The 15,013-nt window shown below is 62.5% G+C and carries 12 protein-coding genes; 6 read left to right on the top strand and 6 right to left on the bottom strand.

Going from position 1 to position 15,013, the window contains the following annotated elements; translation table 11 throughout:
* Window positions 1-70 precede the first annotated feature (70 nt).
* On the top strand, window positions 71-1,492 hold the full coding sequence (locus AC5JCN_RS21600; RefSeq protein WP_495757152.1) for an aldehyde dehydrogenase family protein: 1,422 nt from the start codon (window positions 71-73) through the stop codon (window positions 1,490-1,492).
* Window positions 1,493-2,298: 806 nt separating this feature from the next.
* Here the strand turns inward: AC5JCN_RS21600 and AC5JCN_RS21605 are convergent.
* On the bottom strand, window positions 2,299-4,683 hold the full coding sequence (locus tag AC5JCN_RS21605; RefSeq protein ID WP_495757153.1) for a DUF1214 domain-containing protein: 2,385 nt from the start codon (window positions 4,681-4,683) through the stop codon (window positions 2,299-2,301).
* Between the two features lie 169 nt (window positions 4,684-4,852).
* On the opposite strand from AC5JCN_RS21605, the gene AC5JCN_RS21610 reads away from it, so the two are divergent.
* Together AC5JCN_RS21610 and AC5JCN_RS21615 are read left to right on the top strand one after the other, a co-directional pair.
* The gene (locus AC5JCN_RS21610; RefSeq protein ID WP_495757154.1) at window positions 4,853-5,746 is read left to right on the top strand and encodes a hypothetical protein; all 894 of its coding nucleotides are present in this window, start codon (window positions 4,853-4,855) and stop codon (window positions 5,744-5,746) included.
* Between the two features lie 569 nt (window positions 5,747-6,315).
* Window positions 6,316-7,539 (top strand): epoxide hydrolase family protein, encoded by a 1,224-nt coding sequence (locus AC5JCN_RS21615; protein ID WP_495757155.1) that lies wholly within the window; start codon window positions 6,316-6,318, stop codon window positions 7,537-7,539.
* A 157-nt stretch (window positions 7,540-7,696) separates the two neighbouring features.
* Here AC5JCN_RS21615 and AC5JCN_RS21620 read toward each other — a convergent pair whose 3' ends face one another.
* Window positions 7,697-8,605 (bottom strand): LysR family transcriptional regulator, encoded by a 909-nt coding sequence (locus AC5JCN_RS21620; RefSeq protein ID WP_495757156.1) that lies wholly within the window; start codon window positions 8,603-8,605, stop codon window positions 7,697-7,699.
* A 97-nt stretch (window positions 8,606-8,702) separates the two neighbouring features.
* Between AC5JCN_RS21620 and AC5JCN_RS21625 the strand changes: the two genes are divergently transcribed.
* The gene (locus AC5JCN_RS21625; protein WP_495757697.1) at window positions 8,703-9,458 is read left to right on the top strand and encodes an SDR family NAD(P)-dependent oxidoreductase; all 756 of its coding nucleotides are present in this window, start codon (window positions 8,703-8,705) and stop codon (window positions 9,456-9,458) included.
* 110 nt (window positions 9,459-9,568) lie between these two features.
* Here the strand turns inward: AC5JCN_RS21625 and AC5JCN_RS21630 are convergent, their stop codons facing one another.
* Complete coding sequence (locus AC5JCN_RS21630) at window positions 9,569-10,483, bottom strand: DMT family transporter (protein ID WP_495757157.1); 915 nt, start codon at window positions 10,481-10,483, stop codon at window positions 9,569-9,571.
* Between the two features lie 209 nt (window positions 10,484-10,692).
* On the opposite strand from AC5JCN_RS21630, the gene AC5JCN_RS21635 reads away from it, so the two are divergent.
* Entirely contained in the window at window positions 10,693-11,583 is an 891-nt protein-coding gene (locus AC5JCN_RS21635; protein WP_495757158.1) for a LysR family transcriptional regulator, read from the top strand.
* 484 nt (window positions 11,584-12,067) lie between these two features.
* Here AC5JCN_RS21635 and AC5JCN_RS21640 read toward each other — a convergent pair whose 3' ends face one another.
* Window positions 12,068-12,853, bottom strand: coding sequence for an alpha/beta fold hydrolase (locus AC5JCN_RS21640; protein WP_495757159.1), 786 nt, complete (start codon window positions 12,851-12,853; stop codon window positions 12,068-12,070).
* Between the two features lie 322 nt (window positions 12,854-13,175).
* On the opposite strand from AC5JCN_RS21640, the gene AC5JCN_RS21645 reads away from it, so the two are divergent.
* Window positions 13,176-13,936, top strand: a protein-coding gene (locus AC5JCN_RS21645) for an IS5 family transposase (RefSeq protein ID WP_495757160.1) whose coding sequence is annotated in 2 segments (ribosomal slippage) — window positions 13,176-13,502 and window positions 13,505-13,936 — 759 coding nt in all. Because the reading frame shifts where the segments join, the coding sequence is not laid out codon by codon here.
* A gap of 102 nt (window positions 13,937-14,038) precedes the next feature.
* On the opposite strand, the gene AC5JCN_RS21650 is transcribed toward AC5JCN_RS21645, so the two are convergent.
* Together AC5JCN_RS21650 and AC5JCN_RS21655 are read right to left on the bottom strand one after the other, a co-directional pair.
* Complete coding sequence (locus AC5JCN_RS21650) at window positions 14,039-14,713, bottom strand: LysE family transporter (RefSeq protein WP_495757161.1); 675 nt, start codon at window positions 14,711-14,713, stop codon at window positions 14,039-14,041.
* Window positions 14,714-14,723: 10 nt separating this feature from the next.
* Window positions 14,724-14,975, bottom strand: coding sequence for a hypothetical protein (locus AC5JCN_RS21655; protein ID WP_495757162.1), 252 nt, complete (start codon window positions 14,973-14,975; stop codon window positions 14,724-14,726).
* Between the last annotated feature and the right edge of the window lie 38 nt (window positions 14,976-15,013).

Below are 15,013 nucleotides of genomic sequence, written 5' to 3' on the forward strand. Positions count from 1 at the left end.
CTGTCCGACTAATCGATCTTGTAGGGACGGGCTACCTGAGGTGCAACGCCACCGATCAAGGGAGCCACCCATGCACACGATCGACAGGATCTTCATCGACGGCCAGTTCGTCGTCCCCCACGGAACCGAACTGTTCCCGCTCCACAATCCCGCGACGGGAGCGGTCATCGGCCATGTGCGTCTTGCCGACGAGGAGGAAGCCCGGCAGGCCATCGCCGCGGCTCGCCGCGCCTTAGCCGCCTTCGCCTCCACGACCCCGGCCGAGCGTATCGCATGGCTCCGCCGCCTGCGGGACGAGGTCGCTGCCCGGCGGGACGCCTTGCTGGAAGCCGTGATCGAGGAATACGGGGCGCCGGCTTCGCGCGCGGCGTTCATGGTCGACCATCCCGTCGCCGCCTTCGATGAGGCGATCGATCTCCTGGAGACATACCCGTTCCGCCGGCGCGTCGGCGCCTCGGAGGTGGTCATGACCCCCGTCGGCATAGCCGGGCTCATTACGCCATGGAACAGCAATGCCGGCTTCATCTGCGGCAAGGTCGCGCCGGCGCTCGCCGCGGGCTGCACCGTCGTGGTCAAGCCGAGCGAGATGAGCGCCACGCTGACGCAGGTCATCATGGAGGCGTTCCACGCCGCCGGACTTCCCGCCGGCGTGGTCAACATCGTCGCCGGGCGCGGCGAGACGGTCGGCGCCGAGATCAGCCGGCATCCCGATGTTGCCAAGATCTCCTTCACGGGATCGACCGCCGTGGGCAAGGCGATCCTGCAGGCCGGAGCGGTGACGCTGAAGCGCGTCACCCTGGAACTCGGCGGCAAATCGCCGACGATCATCCTCGACGATGCCGACCTCGATCAGGCGATCCCGATCGCCGTCCAAGCCGCCTTCATGAACAGCGGGCAGGCCTGCATTGCCGGCACGCGCCTCCTGGCGCCCCGCAGCCATCTGACAGAGATCGAAGAGCGGGCAAGCAAAGCCGTGTCGGCCGTGCAGGTCGGGGATCCCCGCGACCCGAAGACGATGGTTGGTCCGATGGTCAGCGAGCGCCAGTGGGAGCGGGTACAGCGCTACATCCGTCTCGGGGTCGAGGAGGGTGCCAGCCTTCTCGCCGGCGGGCCGGGTCGCCCGGAGGGACTCGCGGGATGGTTCGTGCGTCCCACACTCTTCGGCAACGTGACCAACGAAATGACGATCGCGCGGGAGGAGATCTTCGGCCCGGTCCTCTCGCTCATCGCCTACGAGGACGAGGACGACGCCGTCCGCATCGCCAACGACACGGTCTATGGGCTGCAGGCCTATGTGCTGTCGGGCGATCAGGCGCGGGCGGAGAGGGTCGCGGAGCAACTGCAAGCCGGACGCGTGCTCGTCAACACGGTCGCCCATGATCCGAAGGTGCCGTTCGGCGGCTTCAAGCAGTCCGGCCTCGGCCGGGAATATGGCACCTTCGGGCTGGAGGCGTACCTGGAGCCGAAGTCGTTGATTGGCAGGAGGACCTGAGGCTGGGGGTAGGAGCCGGTTGGGCTAAAGGAGCAGGGGGCGAGCTGGAGCCGGGCCTTGATCCGTCAGCCCCCCTCGGGGCAGACGAGCCTTCGTCGAACGTCCTGCTGCCGCTGACGGGACAGCGTCCCGCTCCCGGCGAGAGGCAGAGTCGGCCGGGGGCCTGCTCAGGCCCGCGAAGCCCGGTGATTCACAAAGCAAAAGAAATCTTGAGGAAGGGGAGACCCTCCGCCATTTTCCCGTTTCCCTATTGAAATCCAGCGACTTGGCGCGGAGCGGGACGGGACAGGCGCGACGAACTGGTACAATCGCTGGTACAATTTGGATCGAGGCGAGGGTTTTGGCAAGGGCGCGCCTGGCGAGATCAGCTGTAGTGGTGAACAATTCGGCGCCAAGCTTAGTTCTCTTGGATAGAAGTAGCGTGTTATCTTGCTAGCAAGCTAGCGTTGCTCAACTGAGATTAGCTGGTCATTCAGGAGTACGAGGTTGCGGCTGTACGAGGTTGCGGCTTGCCCGCCCTCAATCGATCATCGGTCTCGCTGGGGCCCGAGCGGGCCCATGCTGCGGGCGGCGTCCCATCCTCTGGCACCGCATCAGGCATTCGTTCGTCACTGTACGAAAATGCAACCTAAGCGGTGCTGCGTTTCCTTCCGGAGCTGGGACGCGAAGATCCGTCGGGCACGACGAGTGCCGAAATGGCCCAAGGTGCTGCTCCTGACCCGGAACGGACGTTCGGGAGGTCTGCTTTGGCCGCTCCTTGCTCTCGGTGGGGTCGCCGTGAAGCTTGGGGCAAAAGCGGTGCTAGTTCACTGGGTGCTGGGAACCGCGTTAGGGAATTTCCAAAGTCCATGCAAGATCTCTGGTCGCGGTCGATAGAGCCGCACCATGTAGTTCCACCCGTCCATGGTCGGCAGGCAGTTCGCGACCTTGCCGTCGCACCCACCAAACTGGATGCGTACGGAGCCGTCCGCGCCTTTTTGGGCCGTGACGTTGTTGAGGGTGTAGGCATCCAGGGGATTGGCCTGGAAATAGCCCTCGGCGTTGTAGACGCTGACCGACCAGAAGCCGTCCACGGGCACATCCTCTACCGTCAGCTCGTACACAGTTCCGCCGTCGTTCCTGCTCGGTACAACGTTCAGATAGAGCGCATCCTGCGGTGGATTTGCTCCCCAAGCGGATGCTGCGCCGATGAGACGCTGAACGGGATCAACCTGGTCCTTGGCTCCGAAGGCGCGGCTCGTGTCCGTGACGGTGCTGGCCAAGGTGAGCAGAGCGTCTCGCACTTTGCTTTGACTGACCTGATCCCAGGCGGGCACCTCAAACCTGCCTGGCCCGCTCGGTTGCTTCACACCAATGCCGTCTTGAAGCGTATGGGCCTCACGCATGTCCTTCGGATCTTTCGGGTCGATAAGCGTTCGAATCCCGACCATAGCGTAACGCGTCCCGACCGTGTCTCTGTCCAGAACGTGTGTGCCTGAGCCGTACAGTGTGGTGGTGTATTGGTCCTCGCTGATGGTCTGCATCGACATAAAGCGCCGTCCGGCATCCGGCAGCGTGATGGTCACAGGTCCGACATCAAGGTCGAAAACAGCAGACGAATAGAGGGTGTCCCGGTTGCCTCGAATAACCGCCTGGCGATCGATGGGCAGCGGATCGCGGCTGTGGTGGAAGGTGCCGACGCCGACCTGCTGGACCACGTTGCCGAAATACCTGTCCGACTCTGCCCGGATGAAGTTGTCGACGGTGACGGAAACGCCACTGTTTCCGCCTTCCGAGCTGCTTGTTCCACTAAGCGCAACGACTTTTTCTATGTCGGGTAGATTCCAGGTCTTCTCGAACAGCGCCTTCTGCGGCCCGTAGAGCCGGAACATCGCCTCGAACTGGCCACCAATTTTAGTCGGCACCCAGTTCGCCTGCTTTCCCGCCGGCGCAGTCGGGCCGAAGTACACGTCCACGGAGCCGTCCGGGTTGGCCTGGAGGTCAGGGTTCTGTGAGGACCTGCTGGCGCGCGGCGTCCCACGGATCAGGGCATGGGTCGCGCGATCATAGAGCGTCACAGACCAATACTGGCTGACAGGTGCGTTGGGCGGAACGTGCAGGCGGTATGTGCCGGCGCCGTCAAGCGCGTTCCCGTCCTTGTCGCGCAGGGTCATGAGGTAGAACTGCCCCGCCCCAAGATGCTTTGCGCTGAAGAAGCCCATCGAGTAGGCCCGGCCCCTCGCCTCTACCGGATACGAGTTCGGGTCCGCGAAGTTGGTCGACATCGCCGTGATGAAGTCAGGAGAGCCCGGGACGGACCATCGCCCTGCTGGGAAGTAGGCGAACTGAAGCAACTTCTCCAGGCTGTCATCCAGCCAGTGGTGAGCCTGCCTGGCTGCTGCGGTGAAGTCGTCTACGTTCGGCGCTGTAAAGCTTTTGCCCTTCTCGATCCCGACGGTTCGGAGCATATCGATCATGACCTTGTCGCGCGGGAGCCAGGGCTCGGCTTGCACGACGCGGTTGAGGCTTTCGAAGAAGCGCGCGTCGTACGGAATGGTTGAGTCGAACGTGACATCGGCGACATCGACGTACTTCGTCTCGGGCGGACTGTCCGCCTGGGCGAGGGGATAGAGCCGAACCCTTTTGCCGTATGCTACGGCATTGGCAACATCGGCTTCGTTGCCGGTGCGCAAGATCGACCGAAGCAAGGCGTAGGACTGGAAGGTCGACGCGGGCAGCGCGATGTAGCCGTCCGGTACGTGGCCAGCGTAGTCGGGTGGCAGGATCAGGTACTTTCCGCCTTTGCCCTTATCAACGCCCGCTGGGCCGACGTCCTCCAGGGCCGTCTGCCAGATATCGTCGATGCTGCCCGTGATCGATCCCTCGTCAGCCGGAGGCACTTCCAGCACCATTGGCCCAACGCCCTTCGTGTTGATGAAGGGCATCAGGTAGATGGCGTCTGGGTTCGGCGTCAGCGTCTGGTTTTTCCAGTCGGAAAGGCGGGACCAGTAGATGATCTGGTTGTTGCCGCCATTCGCACGGATAGCTGCCTGGAGCATCAGGTCGGTGTTGACCGCCGGCATGCCCCAGACGACAGCTTCGGCAGCACGGCGCCGGAGCGCAAGCTGATCTACGCTGTCTGCTGCTGCGGGCAGAGAGACAATCGGATTTATGGTCGCGAAAGCGAAGAGTACGGCGTGGATAGGCTTCACTATCGCGTCCTCCGTTTTCGTTCTCGGCTGCACGTCAGATCGAAATATCCAACGACAGCGCGCAGAAATGTCACGCCCACAGCATATTCACTGAGGTTGGCTCAACCCCGTCGGATACAGGTCGAATTGGGCTATCATGCACTAATGACAGTCACGCGGAAGGCGGCGCATGACTTCGAACGTGATGAAACTCTCGTTCTGGCTTAGCCTGAGCTTTGTGGCGCGTTGCTCTCTGGCCGTCGCCGCCGACCTCCCTACACCAGCGCCTCCGCAAATCCCGCCGCCTCTTCCACCCGGTTGGACTTTCCGCCTGACGCCATACGCGTGGCTTCCGGCTATGACCGGAAAGCAAACAATCCGGGGAAGGACGGTCGACGTCGATGCCAGTTTCAGCAAGGTCGTCAATTCAGTTGTCGACAATGGCGGGACGCTGGTCGCGCTCATGCTGGACGGCGAAACGCGCAACGGTCCCTATGGCGTCTTCTTCGACGTGATCTGGGACAGGGTCACGCTGAGCCCGTCAGGGTTTCGCACCCGCGATCTTGCTCCAGGGGTGACGGGTACGCTGGGAGCCTCACTGAAGGCGGTCAGCAACACCGCCACGGTGGAATTGGGTGGTGCCTATGAGGTGGCCCAGTTCGGCCCTGTTGCGCTCGATGTGATCGCTGGCGCCCGATACTGGTACCAGCAAGCCGAGATCGACCTTGCGCTTTCAGCGACGCTCGACGTGGCCGACCTGACCATCCGAGGTGACAAGGCGATTGCAAAGTCCAGCTCCGTCGACTGGCTGGACGGCTTCGCCGGCGCGAGGGCTCGCGTAGAGCTGGCACCCGGCCAATACCTTCAGGTTCGGGGGGACGTTGGTGGCGGCGGAAGCAAATTCTCTTGGCAGGCTCTTGCGGCCTACAGCTACGACTTCACAACGAAGAACAACGTCACCTACTCAGGGGTGATTGGCTACAAAGCCCTGTACGTTGACTACGAGCAGGGCGAAGGGATCACCAAGTACCGCTACGACATGCTGCAGCATGGGCCAGTGGTGGGACTGAACATTCGGTTTTGACCCATCATGCGAACAGCGCTGGTTGATGCGGGAGACCTTCGCGGCCAGTGCTGGCGGCGGAAGGAGCCGTACGTGAACTCCTGACCCAGAGCGGCATCTCGGCATGTCCGCTTTCAAGCTTTCTCAGTGATGCAACAATCAGCCGACCTTACACTGGTCAGTTCACCGGATTCGGTTGCGGGAAAGTCATTTCGACCCAATCCTGGCGGGCCTGCTGGATCGCGGTAGCGACGGCGGGGGCCATGTCACCCGTCTCGACAATTAATCCCGCCCCTGAGCGAACCATCCAAACGTTTTCATGCATTCACAAATGGAAAGCGCATGCATCAAGCAATGCTCGCTGTGTCATCAGTTTCGCAACGATAGATTGCAATAATTTGCATAATGAAAAGTTCGGTATCTGTTTATTGTTCTGAAATATGAGTTCGCGATGGAGCTGCCTCGTGTCTAAGAAAATTGAACGTCTATCATATGATGCTCAAAGACGTGCCGATGGGGATGAACTGCAGCTGCCCCGTATTCCATCATCCGGTTCGTCCCCTACATCCCGACGGCGTGTACTGCAGAGCTTGGCTGGCTTTCCCATACTCGCGGTAGCAGGCCGCACCACCGCGTTGGCCGCAACGGTGTCGGAGCCTGCTACCCTCCCGGTTGACGCGATTGTTCCGTTCGAGGTCAATGTTCCGCGGACGTCGCTCGACGATCTCAAGCACAGGCTGGCCAGCGCGAGATGGCCTGATCGCGAGACGGTCGACGACTGGTCACAGGGCGTCCCGCTGGCCAAGGCGCGCTCACTGATTGAACACTGGGAAAATGAGTATGACTGGCGCCGCTTCGAGCGCCGGATCAATGGTTATCCCCAGTTCCGAACCAAGATCGACGGGCTCGGCATCCACTTCATCCACGTGCGATCGAAACACCCCGACGCGCTTCCCATCATCCTCACACATGGCTGGCCCGGCTCGGTCGTCGAATTCCTCGACGTTATCGGCCCGATGACGGACCCGACCGCGCATGGTGGACGACCGGAGGACGCTTTCCACGTTGTGATCCCCTCACTTCCTGGCTTTGGCTGGTCGGACAAGCCGAAGGAAGCGGGCTGGAACGTCATCAGGATCGCAAAGGCATGGGGTGCACTGATGCAGCGTCTCGGCTACGGGCGCTGGGTGGCACAGGGTGGCGACTGGGGCGCCGGCGTGACTCACGCGCTCGGTCTCGTTCGCCCGACGGGTCTGATCGCCGCTCATGTCAACTGGGCCTTCGTCGTTCCGGAAAAGCTACCCGACAATCCGACTCCAGAGGAAAAGGCGACGATCGCGGGGCTGCGGAGCTTTACTGGCGACCAGGTCGGCTACTTCCGCGAAATGGCCACCCGCCCACAGACCGTCGGCTATGGACTGGCTGATTCGCCGGTCGGCCAAGCGGCATGGATTTATGAGAAGTTCCAGGCTTGGACTGACAATCACGGGAAACCGGAAGACGCTCTGAGCGCGGATCAGATGCTCGACAACATTTCCGTCTATTGGTTCACAAACACGGCAGCATCCTCTGCCCGAATCTACTGGGAAAACGCTCGCGAAGCTGCCGCATTCGACTTTGGGCGCATTGAGCTACCGATGGCAGCGACGATGTTTCCGCGCGAAATTTTTCGTGTGCCGAAAAGTTGGGCTCAGGCCCGATGGCCTAATCTGATCTACTGGAACGAAGTGGACATCGGTGGCCACTTCGCCGCCTTCGAGCAACCGCAGCTTTTCTCGCAGGAGATGCGGAAGGCGTTCCGCTCGGTCCGGTAAGCCCATTCGCCTGTGCGAGCGGGGTACGGCTATTGGATGCAAAGCGATGCCCGAACCGGAACACTATGGAGTAGCCCCGCTCGCTCTTTCTTTCGGGCAACAGGCCGGCCACGAACCATGGCCAGCCTTCGTGCAGATCACTCCCGGTCCACCTTATTCAGTCCCATTTCATGGTGGACAGCCGTTTCGCGAGAAACTCGGCCAATGCCTCAATCTTGGCGGGTCTGGTCCGCGCAGTGGGCGTGACGAAATAGAGGTTGCAGAGGGGAAGAGACCAGTCCATCAGCACGGCCTCCATTTGCCCGCTCGCGAGGTATTCGGCTGCGATGAACCCGGGCAGTTCGGCCAGGGCCAGCCCCGCCATGATGGCCGGTATCAGAGCATCGACGGTCGTGACTCGTAGACGGCCGCGCGGCGAGATATCGACTTCATCGCCCAGTCGATTGTGGAACTGCCAGACGTCCTGGCGTGCGGCATTGGCATAGCTCAGGCAATCTCTCCCATCGAGATCGCGCGGATGACGCGGGCGACCATGACGGGCGAGATAGTCCGGCGACGCGACGACGAAATGCGAGACCGGGCAAAGCTTTCGAGCGGTCAGGCCGTCGTCGAGCTTTGAGGTGATCCGCAGCGCCGCGTCAAATCCCTCGCCGACGATATCCGTCTTCGCGTCGCTGAGGTGCAGATCGATCGAGATTTCGGGATACTCGCGAAGGAATTCGGGCAGGATTGGGGTGATCTGCCTGAGGCCGAACGCGATGCCGACGGCCAGGCGAATAAGTCCGCGAGGACGCACAGAAGCCTCCCGCCCTGTGCTTTCAGCCTCCTCGGCTTCCGCGTACAACCGGGCGGCACGCTCTGCGAGCGTCAGTCCGAACGATGTCAGTGCGAGCTGACGAGAGGTTCGGTTGAACAGGCGCGCGCCCAGCCGCTCTTCCAGCCGGCTCACGCCTCTCGACACGGTGGCGACCGAGACGCCCATGGACCGTGCGGCTCCTGCAAAGGAGCGTTCCTCGGCGACCTTGGCGAACATCGCCAAGCCTTCAAAATCCGGCATTCTCGACATCGACAATCCTGCAACGAGCTATTGCAAGCATTGCTATATCGAAACGAAGGTGGGCGCGATAGTCATTTCCTCGTCCGGAAAAAACGAGGTTGTGTCGATGTCCAATAAGCTCAAAGGTAAGATCTCTCTGGTCACGGGAGGCACGGCCGGGATCGGCCTTGCCATCGCTCAACGATTTGTCGCAGAAGGATCCTATGTCTTCATAACTGGCCGACGTGCCGGAGAACTTGAAAAAGCCGTAGCGACATTGGGACAAAATGGGGCGGCTATCCAGAGCGATGCCAGCAATCTCAGTGATCTTGAGGCCTTATTCGAGCGGATTAGAATCGAAAAGGGATACCTCGACGTCGTGGTCGCGAACGCAGGGGGTGGCAGCATGCTTCCGCTTGGCCGGATCACCGAAGACCAAGTCGACGACACGTTCGGCCGTAACGTCAAGGGCGTGATCTTCACCGTCCAAAACGCGCTACCCCTGCTGGCGAAGGGTGGCTCCATCGTTCTCGTCGGATCGACCACCGGCATCGAGGGCACTGCGAATTTCAGCGTGTACTCTGCTTCGAAGGCGGCCGTCCGCAATCTCGCTCGCTCCTGGGCTCTGGATCTGAAGGGCAGTGGCATTCGCGTGAACGTCGTCAGCCCGGGCGCCACCCTAACGCCGGGTCTTGTGGAACTCGTTGGCACTGATCCGGACGCGCAGAAGGGGCTGGTCGAGTACCTGGCGTCCCGCATTCCGCTGGGTCGGATCGGCAAGCCCGAGGAGGTGGCAAAGGCTGCAGTCTTCCTGGCGTCGGACGATGCAAGCTTCGTGAATGGCGCGGAGCTCTTCGTAGATGGCGGTCAGGCGCAGATCTGACCGGTGGAGCGCACACGAGTGCGAGGAGCCACCCGGCACCTCGCAAGCCGCCAAGTCGCTTTCGTTGGACGGCGGCCTCCACGATCCAGCCGCCATATCGCAACCCTCGCTCAGCGCGATCCGCGTGCCGATGATCCAGCACGAGCGATGTGCCGGGAAGCGGACCTGCTTGCTCCGGGCATCGAGGTCATCAGAACGCCGAGGAGCGTCACGCCCAGACCCTGGAACGTGACGATCGACAGCGGCTCATTGAAAAGTACCCAGCCCCAGAGCATGGTCACTGGGGGGCTGAGGTAGATGACCGCGCTGACCTGGGCGGCGGGATACAGGCGCAGGCTGGTGTAGTAGACGGCGTAGCACACGAAGGTCGAGAACAGGACCAGCCACGCGATCCCGACGGCAAAGTTGCGATCCGCCGGAGGGGCGATTGGGCCCTGCCACGCCGCGCATAAGCCGAACAGCATTCCTCCCGTGAGGAACTGGATGCAAAGGCTTTGGGCGATCGGCATGCGGATGGCTCCGAGTCGCTTCTGCAGGACGGTGGTCAACGCGAAGGTCAGCATGGACGCCACGGTGAGAATGTAGGCCCAAAGCGGCGCTGTCCCCACGCTCAGGCTTTCGCGTGAGACCAGCAATACGCCGCCGACGGCAACGGCCGAGCCCGCCCATTGCCGCCAATGCAAACGCTCGCCCAGGATCGGCTGGGACAGCGCGGCGATGGCGAGCGGGACGAGGTCTGAGATGAGCGCCACCAGCCCGGTCGGCACGCGCTGCCCGATCGCGAGCGCGAAACCACCGAGATACAGAAAAACGGCCATGACACCGAATCCCGCCTGCCGTGCAATGGCATGGCGGCTTGGGAGCGTGCCGGACAGCAGGGCGACGGGGAGGAGAAGGGCCCCGGCAAATAGCAGTCGCCAGAAGAGCACCAGCACGACACTGGCATGTTCGCTGGCATAGCGGATGCCCACGAAGCCGGAGCTCCAGCTGACCACGAGCACAGCCGCCAAAAGCGGCCAAAGCATCCTGCGCCCCAGAGCAGTCGGGACAGTCTCGGCCTTTGTCGTGACCGACCGGCTCAGCGGTGTGGAAGACGGGGCGTCCATGACGCGGTGTCTAGTTCAGCGGGGGTCGGCGACCTCATGACAAATTTCGATTGCGCAATGACAGATCAACGGAATACGTCATAGAGGAGAGATGAGAGTCCGATCACCGTGGAACGGGAGACCCGGCAATGGCGGGCGTTGCGACACGGCGCCTTGAGATTGATGCGCTTCGCACGCTCTGGGCGGTCCGGGAGCAGGGCGGGGTGACGCGGGCCGCCACGGCGCTCGGAATGTCTCAGTCCGCCGTGAGCCACAAGATCCGCAGACTCGAAGCGAGCCTCGGTTGCGACCTACTCGCCCGCCGCCCGAACGGACCCAACTTCACGCCGGCCGGTGACGAATTGCTCGGTTACGCGCAGCGGATACTCGGTCTGCACGACGAGGCCGTGTTGAGCCTCACCCGCACCAGCATCACAGGACGGATCGCGCTCGGCCTGACCGAGGACACCACGTGCTCCGAACTCGCCCGAATCCTCGGACGCTTCCACCACTTGCACCCGAATGTGACCGTCAGGACGCGCGTGAGGATGAGCCTAGCGCTTCAGGACCTGCTGCTGGCGGGCGAACTGGACGCGGCGATCCTGCTCGTCTTCGCCCACGACGTCCGTCCCTCCGATTTGGTCCTGTTTCGCGAGAGCCTCCGTTGGGTCAAGTCGCCCGATTGGGCGTTGCCCGCCAGCGGCCCTCTGCCGTTCCTGTCTTTCTCCGAAGACTGCTTTTATCGCCGTTGGGCCTATGACGTCGCGCAGGATGACGGGCTCGTTCTGGAAACTGTCTTCGAATGCTCCAGCGCGGTGGGCATTGTGACCGGTGTGGCGGCCGGGCTCGGAATTGCCCTCCTCAACAACCGTCACGTGACCCAGGATATCGAGGTGATCGAGGAGGGACTGCCCGATCCGCCTGGTATCGCTTACGTCGTGCGACGGGCCCGGAATACACGCAATCCGGTGCTTGATGCTCTGGTTGCCGAGATCAAGGCGGACATCGGCCGATTCGGCGGACTACGGATAGCCGGTTGAAAGGGGGCTGTGTCCCGCTGGTGCCGAACTGTCTCACGCAGTACGAACGGCGTAGACCTGCATGTTCTGAAGGTCCGAAAGTGGCGCCGTCCAAAAGGGCAAAATTGACCCTAAGCGGGCACTTGATAGGTCTGCTAATGAATGCCCCGGGAAAGGACAGGAGAAGTCCCATTCACTTCCCGTGGCGCTTCAGCATCCTGCCTTGGCCAATACCTCGCCCGGGGCGTCGCGCACGACGACCGTCATAGCCACGGAGCGTTCGCGATTCACTCGGCGTTCGTCCCACCGCAAGCGCAAGCGCTGCGATCCGGGCGTTGTGTACCGTGGGGGCCGTCATGCCCGAGAGGATCAGCTGATCGCGCCAGCGTGGCACTTGCAGGGGGAGGGGTGCCTGCAGGGCCTTGCGCTGCAGTTGGGCGCGATGTGCGCCTGCCGGTGCAGAAGATGCGCTGGCTTTAAGTGGAATTGGTTGCGAAAGACAACCTTAGTCGGCGCCTGTCGTCTCAAGGATGAGTCGCACCGTCTCGTCCGGGCGGTCCCACATCGGGAAATGACCGCACTTGGAGAACCACTGGAGCCTGGCGGATGGGAATGCCTCCTGAGCGCGAGCGGCCTGTCGCGGCAGGCAAAGCCGGTCCTGGCGGCCCCAGCCGATTGCGAGACGACGGGTGGGATCGGCCGCCGGTCCCTTTTGCTCGGGCCCTGTCGCAAGATCGCGCACAAGGGCATCGAAGGTCTTGGTGCTGGCAAAGCTTTGCAGTTCCGTCGCAACAACTTCCGCATCGAGGCGCCAAGGTCTTGCTGAGAGCTGCGCCAAAAGTGCGCTGCGCATCACCGTAGAGCCTGCGAGCGTCGGCAGCGCCGGACGCAGTCCTCGGACAAGGCGGATCGACGCACCGAGCGTCGTCCGGAAGTAGGTGCGCTCCCAGCTTCTCCAGAACCCGCCAGGGTCCAACGCGACAGTGGCACCGACCCTGCCGCGGCGTGCCATCTCCAGGACGATCCGCGCCCCGAGCGAGCTGCCCACGATGTCGACGCCGTCCAGCCCCTGGTCGAATATGAAGCGCTCCACACTGTCGGCAAGGCCGGCGAAGGTGCCGCTGTCTGCCGCCGCCGGACTTTCGCCATGCCCCGGCAGATCGATCGCGGTCACCTCGCGCGCCTTCGACAAAGCCGGAAGGATCGTGCTCCAGGACCGCCACGTGCCACCCAGGCCATGGACCAGGAGAAGGCGGCGACCTTCTCCGCGGCGAACGAAGTTCAAAGTCACTGGCGTGTCCTTCGTGCTTGGCGAAACCGCGAAGCCGTCATCAAACTGATCCGCGTCCACCTGAGGCAACGAACCAGCAAGTGTTTGGGTCCGACCTGTCCTGAAGGTGCGATGGATGGCGTCGCGCCAGGTTCTTTGGTGCTCTAAGCGCGTTTCACTAGGACGAGGCGAGAGCGGCTCGTCTCCTGAGTTTGCCCCAAACGCTCTCTTCTACAGAACAGCTTGAGATCAGCGTCCACTTTGCGCCCTAGGGTCCGTACCCAATAAGGTCTAGCGACTCTGCGGCGATGCTGATTCAAGGCTTCTGGAAAGGAGCCTTGCCATGGCGAAGCAGGTTCGGTGGCTGAATGATGAGGAGTGGGCTCGGATCGAGCCGCTTCTGCCGCGTGGGCGCAAGGGTGCGCATCGTGTGGACGACCGTGGGGTGATTTCCGGGATCGTCCAAATGCTCAAGTGTGGTGCGCGCTGGCGCGACTGTCCGCCGGAATTCGGGCCGTACACGACAGTCTACAATCGCTTCAACCGCTGGAGCCGTCAGGGGATCTGGCACGAGATCTTCTATGCTCTCACGGGGCACACGGGCATCTACTCGTCAGCCTCGATCGATGCGACCCATGTGAAAGCTCACCGCTCGGCATCGGGCGGAAAAGGGGGGATTTCGAGCAAGGCGTAGGCCGCTCGCGAGGCGGGCGCACGACGAAGCTGCACGGCCTGGTCGACGATCAAGGCCGGCCTCGCATGCTGCTGCTCAGCGCCGGCAACACCAACGACATCACCCTGGCTGCGACCCTGGTGCGCGCAGCAGGGCCGATCCGTCGCCTGCTGGCAGACAAAAGCTACGACGCTGATCACCTGCGGAAGCTGTTGGCCGCGCAAGGCACCGAAGCCGTCATCCCCTCCACAACGTCCCGTCGCGCCCCGATCTCCTACGACGTCCTCGCCTACAAAGACCGCAATCGTGTCGAGCGCATGTGGTGCCGCCTCAAGGACTTCCGGAGGATCGCCACGCGCTACGACAAACTCGCCCGCAACTACCTCGCCGGCGCGCTCATCGCCGCCACATGCGCATACTGGGCCAATTGAGTCCGGACCCTAGGGCGAGCGTCTGGAGATGGCGCGAGGCGGACCTGCCCGAACGCGTGCTGATGACCCTGAGCGGCCCTTAGCGACGTCTGCTTGCGTCCATCAATCTAGGGCCATGTGCAACTTCACCGCCTGAATGGGCCGCGGCTGTGCAGCGTGGGCAGCCACGACGATAGCGAGGCCGATCAAGATGGCGCCCGAAGCCCGGTCGAACAGGCGCAAATAGCCGGGTCGAGAGACTATCGGCGACAGCATCGTGGCGCCAAATGAGAAGCCGAAGCAGTTCAGCGCGAACACAAGCAGCAGACCCGCAAAAAGGGCGCTCCGCTGCGCAAGTCCATCGATCGGGAGGGCGAGTGCCGCGGGAACAGCGAGCAATTCGAGATAGGTCAGCGGATTGAGCCAAACCACGCGAACGACGCGCTGCGCGGCCGAGAACATGGTTTCACGAGCCCCCGTCTTATTTGAAAGATACATCGTTGGGCTAGTCGATGACCGGAGAGTAACCACGCCCATCGTGGCGAGGACCATGGCCCCGCCCCATCCCAACAGCGGTGCAACTCCGTCCACCAGCGGACTTACCCTATCGCCGGCAAAAATAGCCGTGCCGAGAAGGCACGCGTAGCTCAACCACATTACGCCTGCGACCAGCCCCGGTCGGCTTCCGCTGAGTCCCTCGCGCAGCAACAGCACGTTATTGGGACCGATGGACATGAGCGACACGGCGCCGAATGCAAGGCCGGTCAGGAAGGCGGGAAGAAGCGCTCCGAGGCCCATGGCGCACCTCTCACGACAGCTTGGAGGCACGATCGGCCACTTGAGCGGCCTGGTTCCACGGCCGCGGACCGGAGAACGGCGCGGCCGACAACTCGGATGGTGGCCGTCCCCAAAAGCCGATCAGCCAGCAAAGTGCTTGACTGCGAATCGAGGTGCCTGCGGCAAACAGCCGGAAGCCACCGACCGAATGGACAGGCGTCGCGGGGAACTCGCTTTTTGCCCTGATGGCGACCCACGTCGAGAGCGTGTTGAGGTCGTGCATGCTTGCCTCCTTCATCTGGTGAAGGGAGACTGTCCGAC

The sequence above is a fragment of the Alsobacter sp. genome, assembly GCF_059501845.1.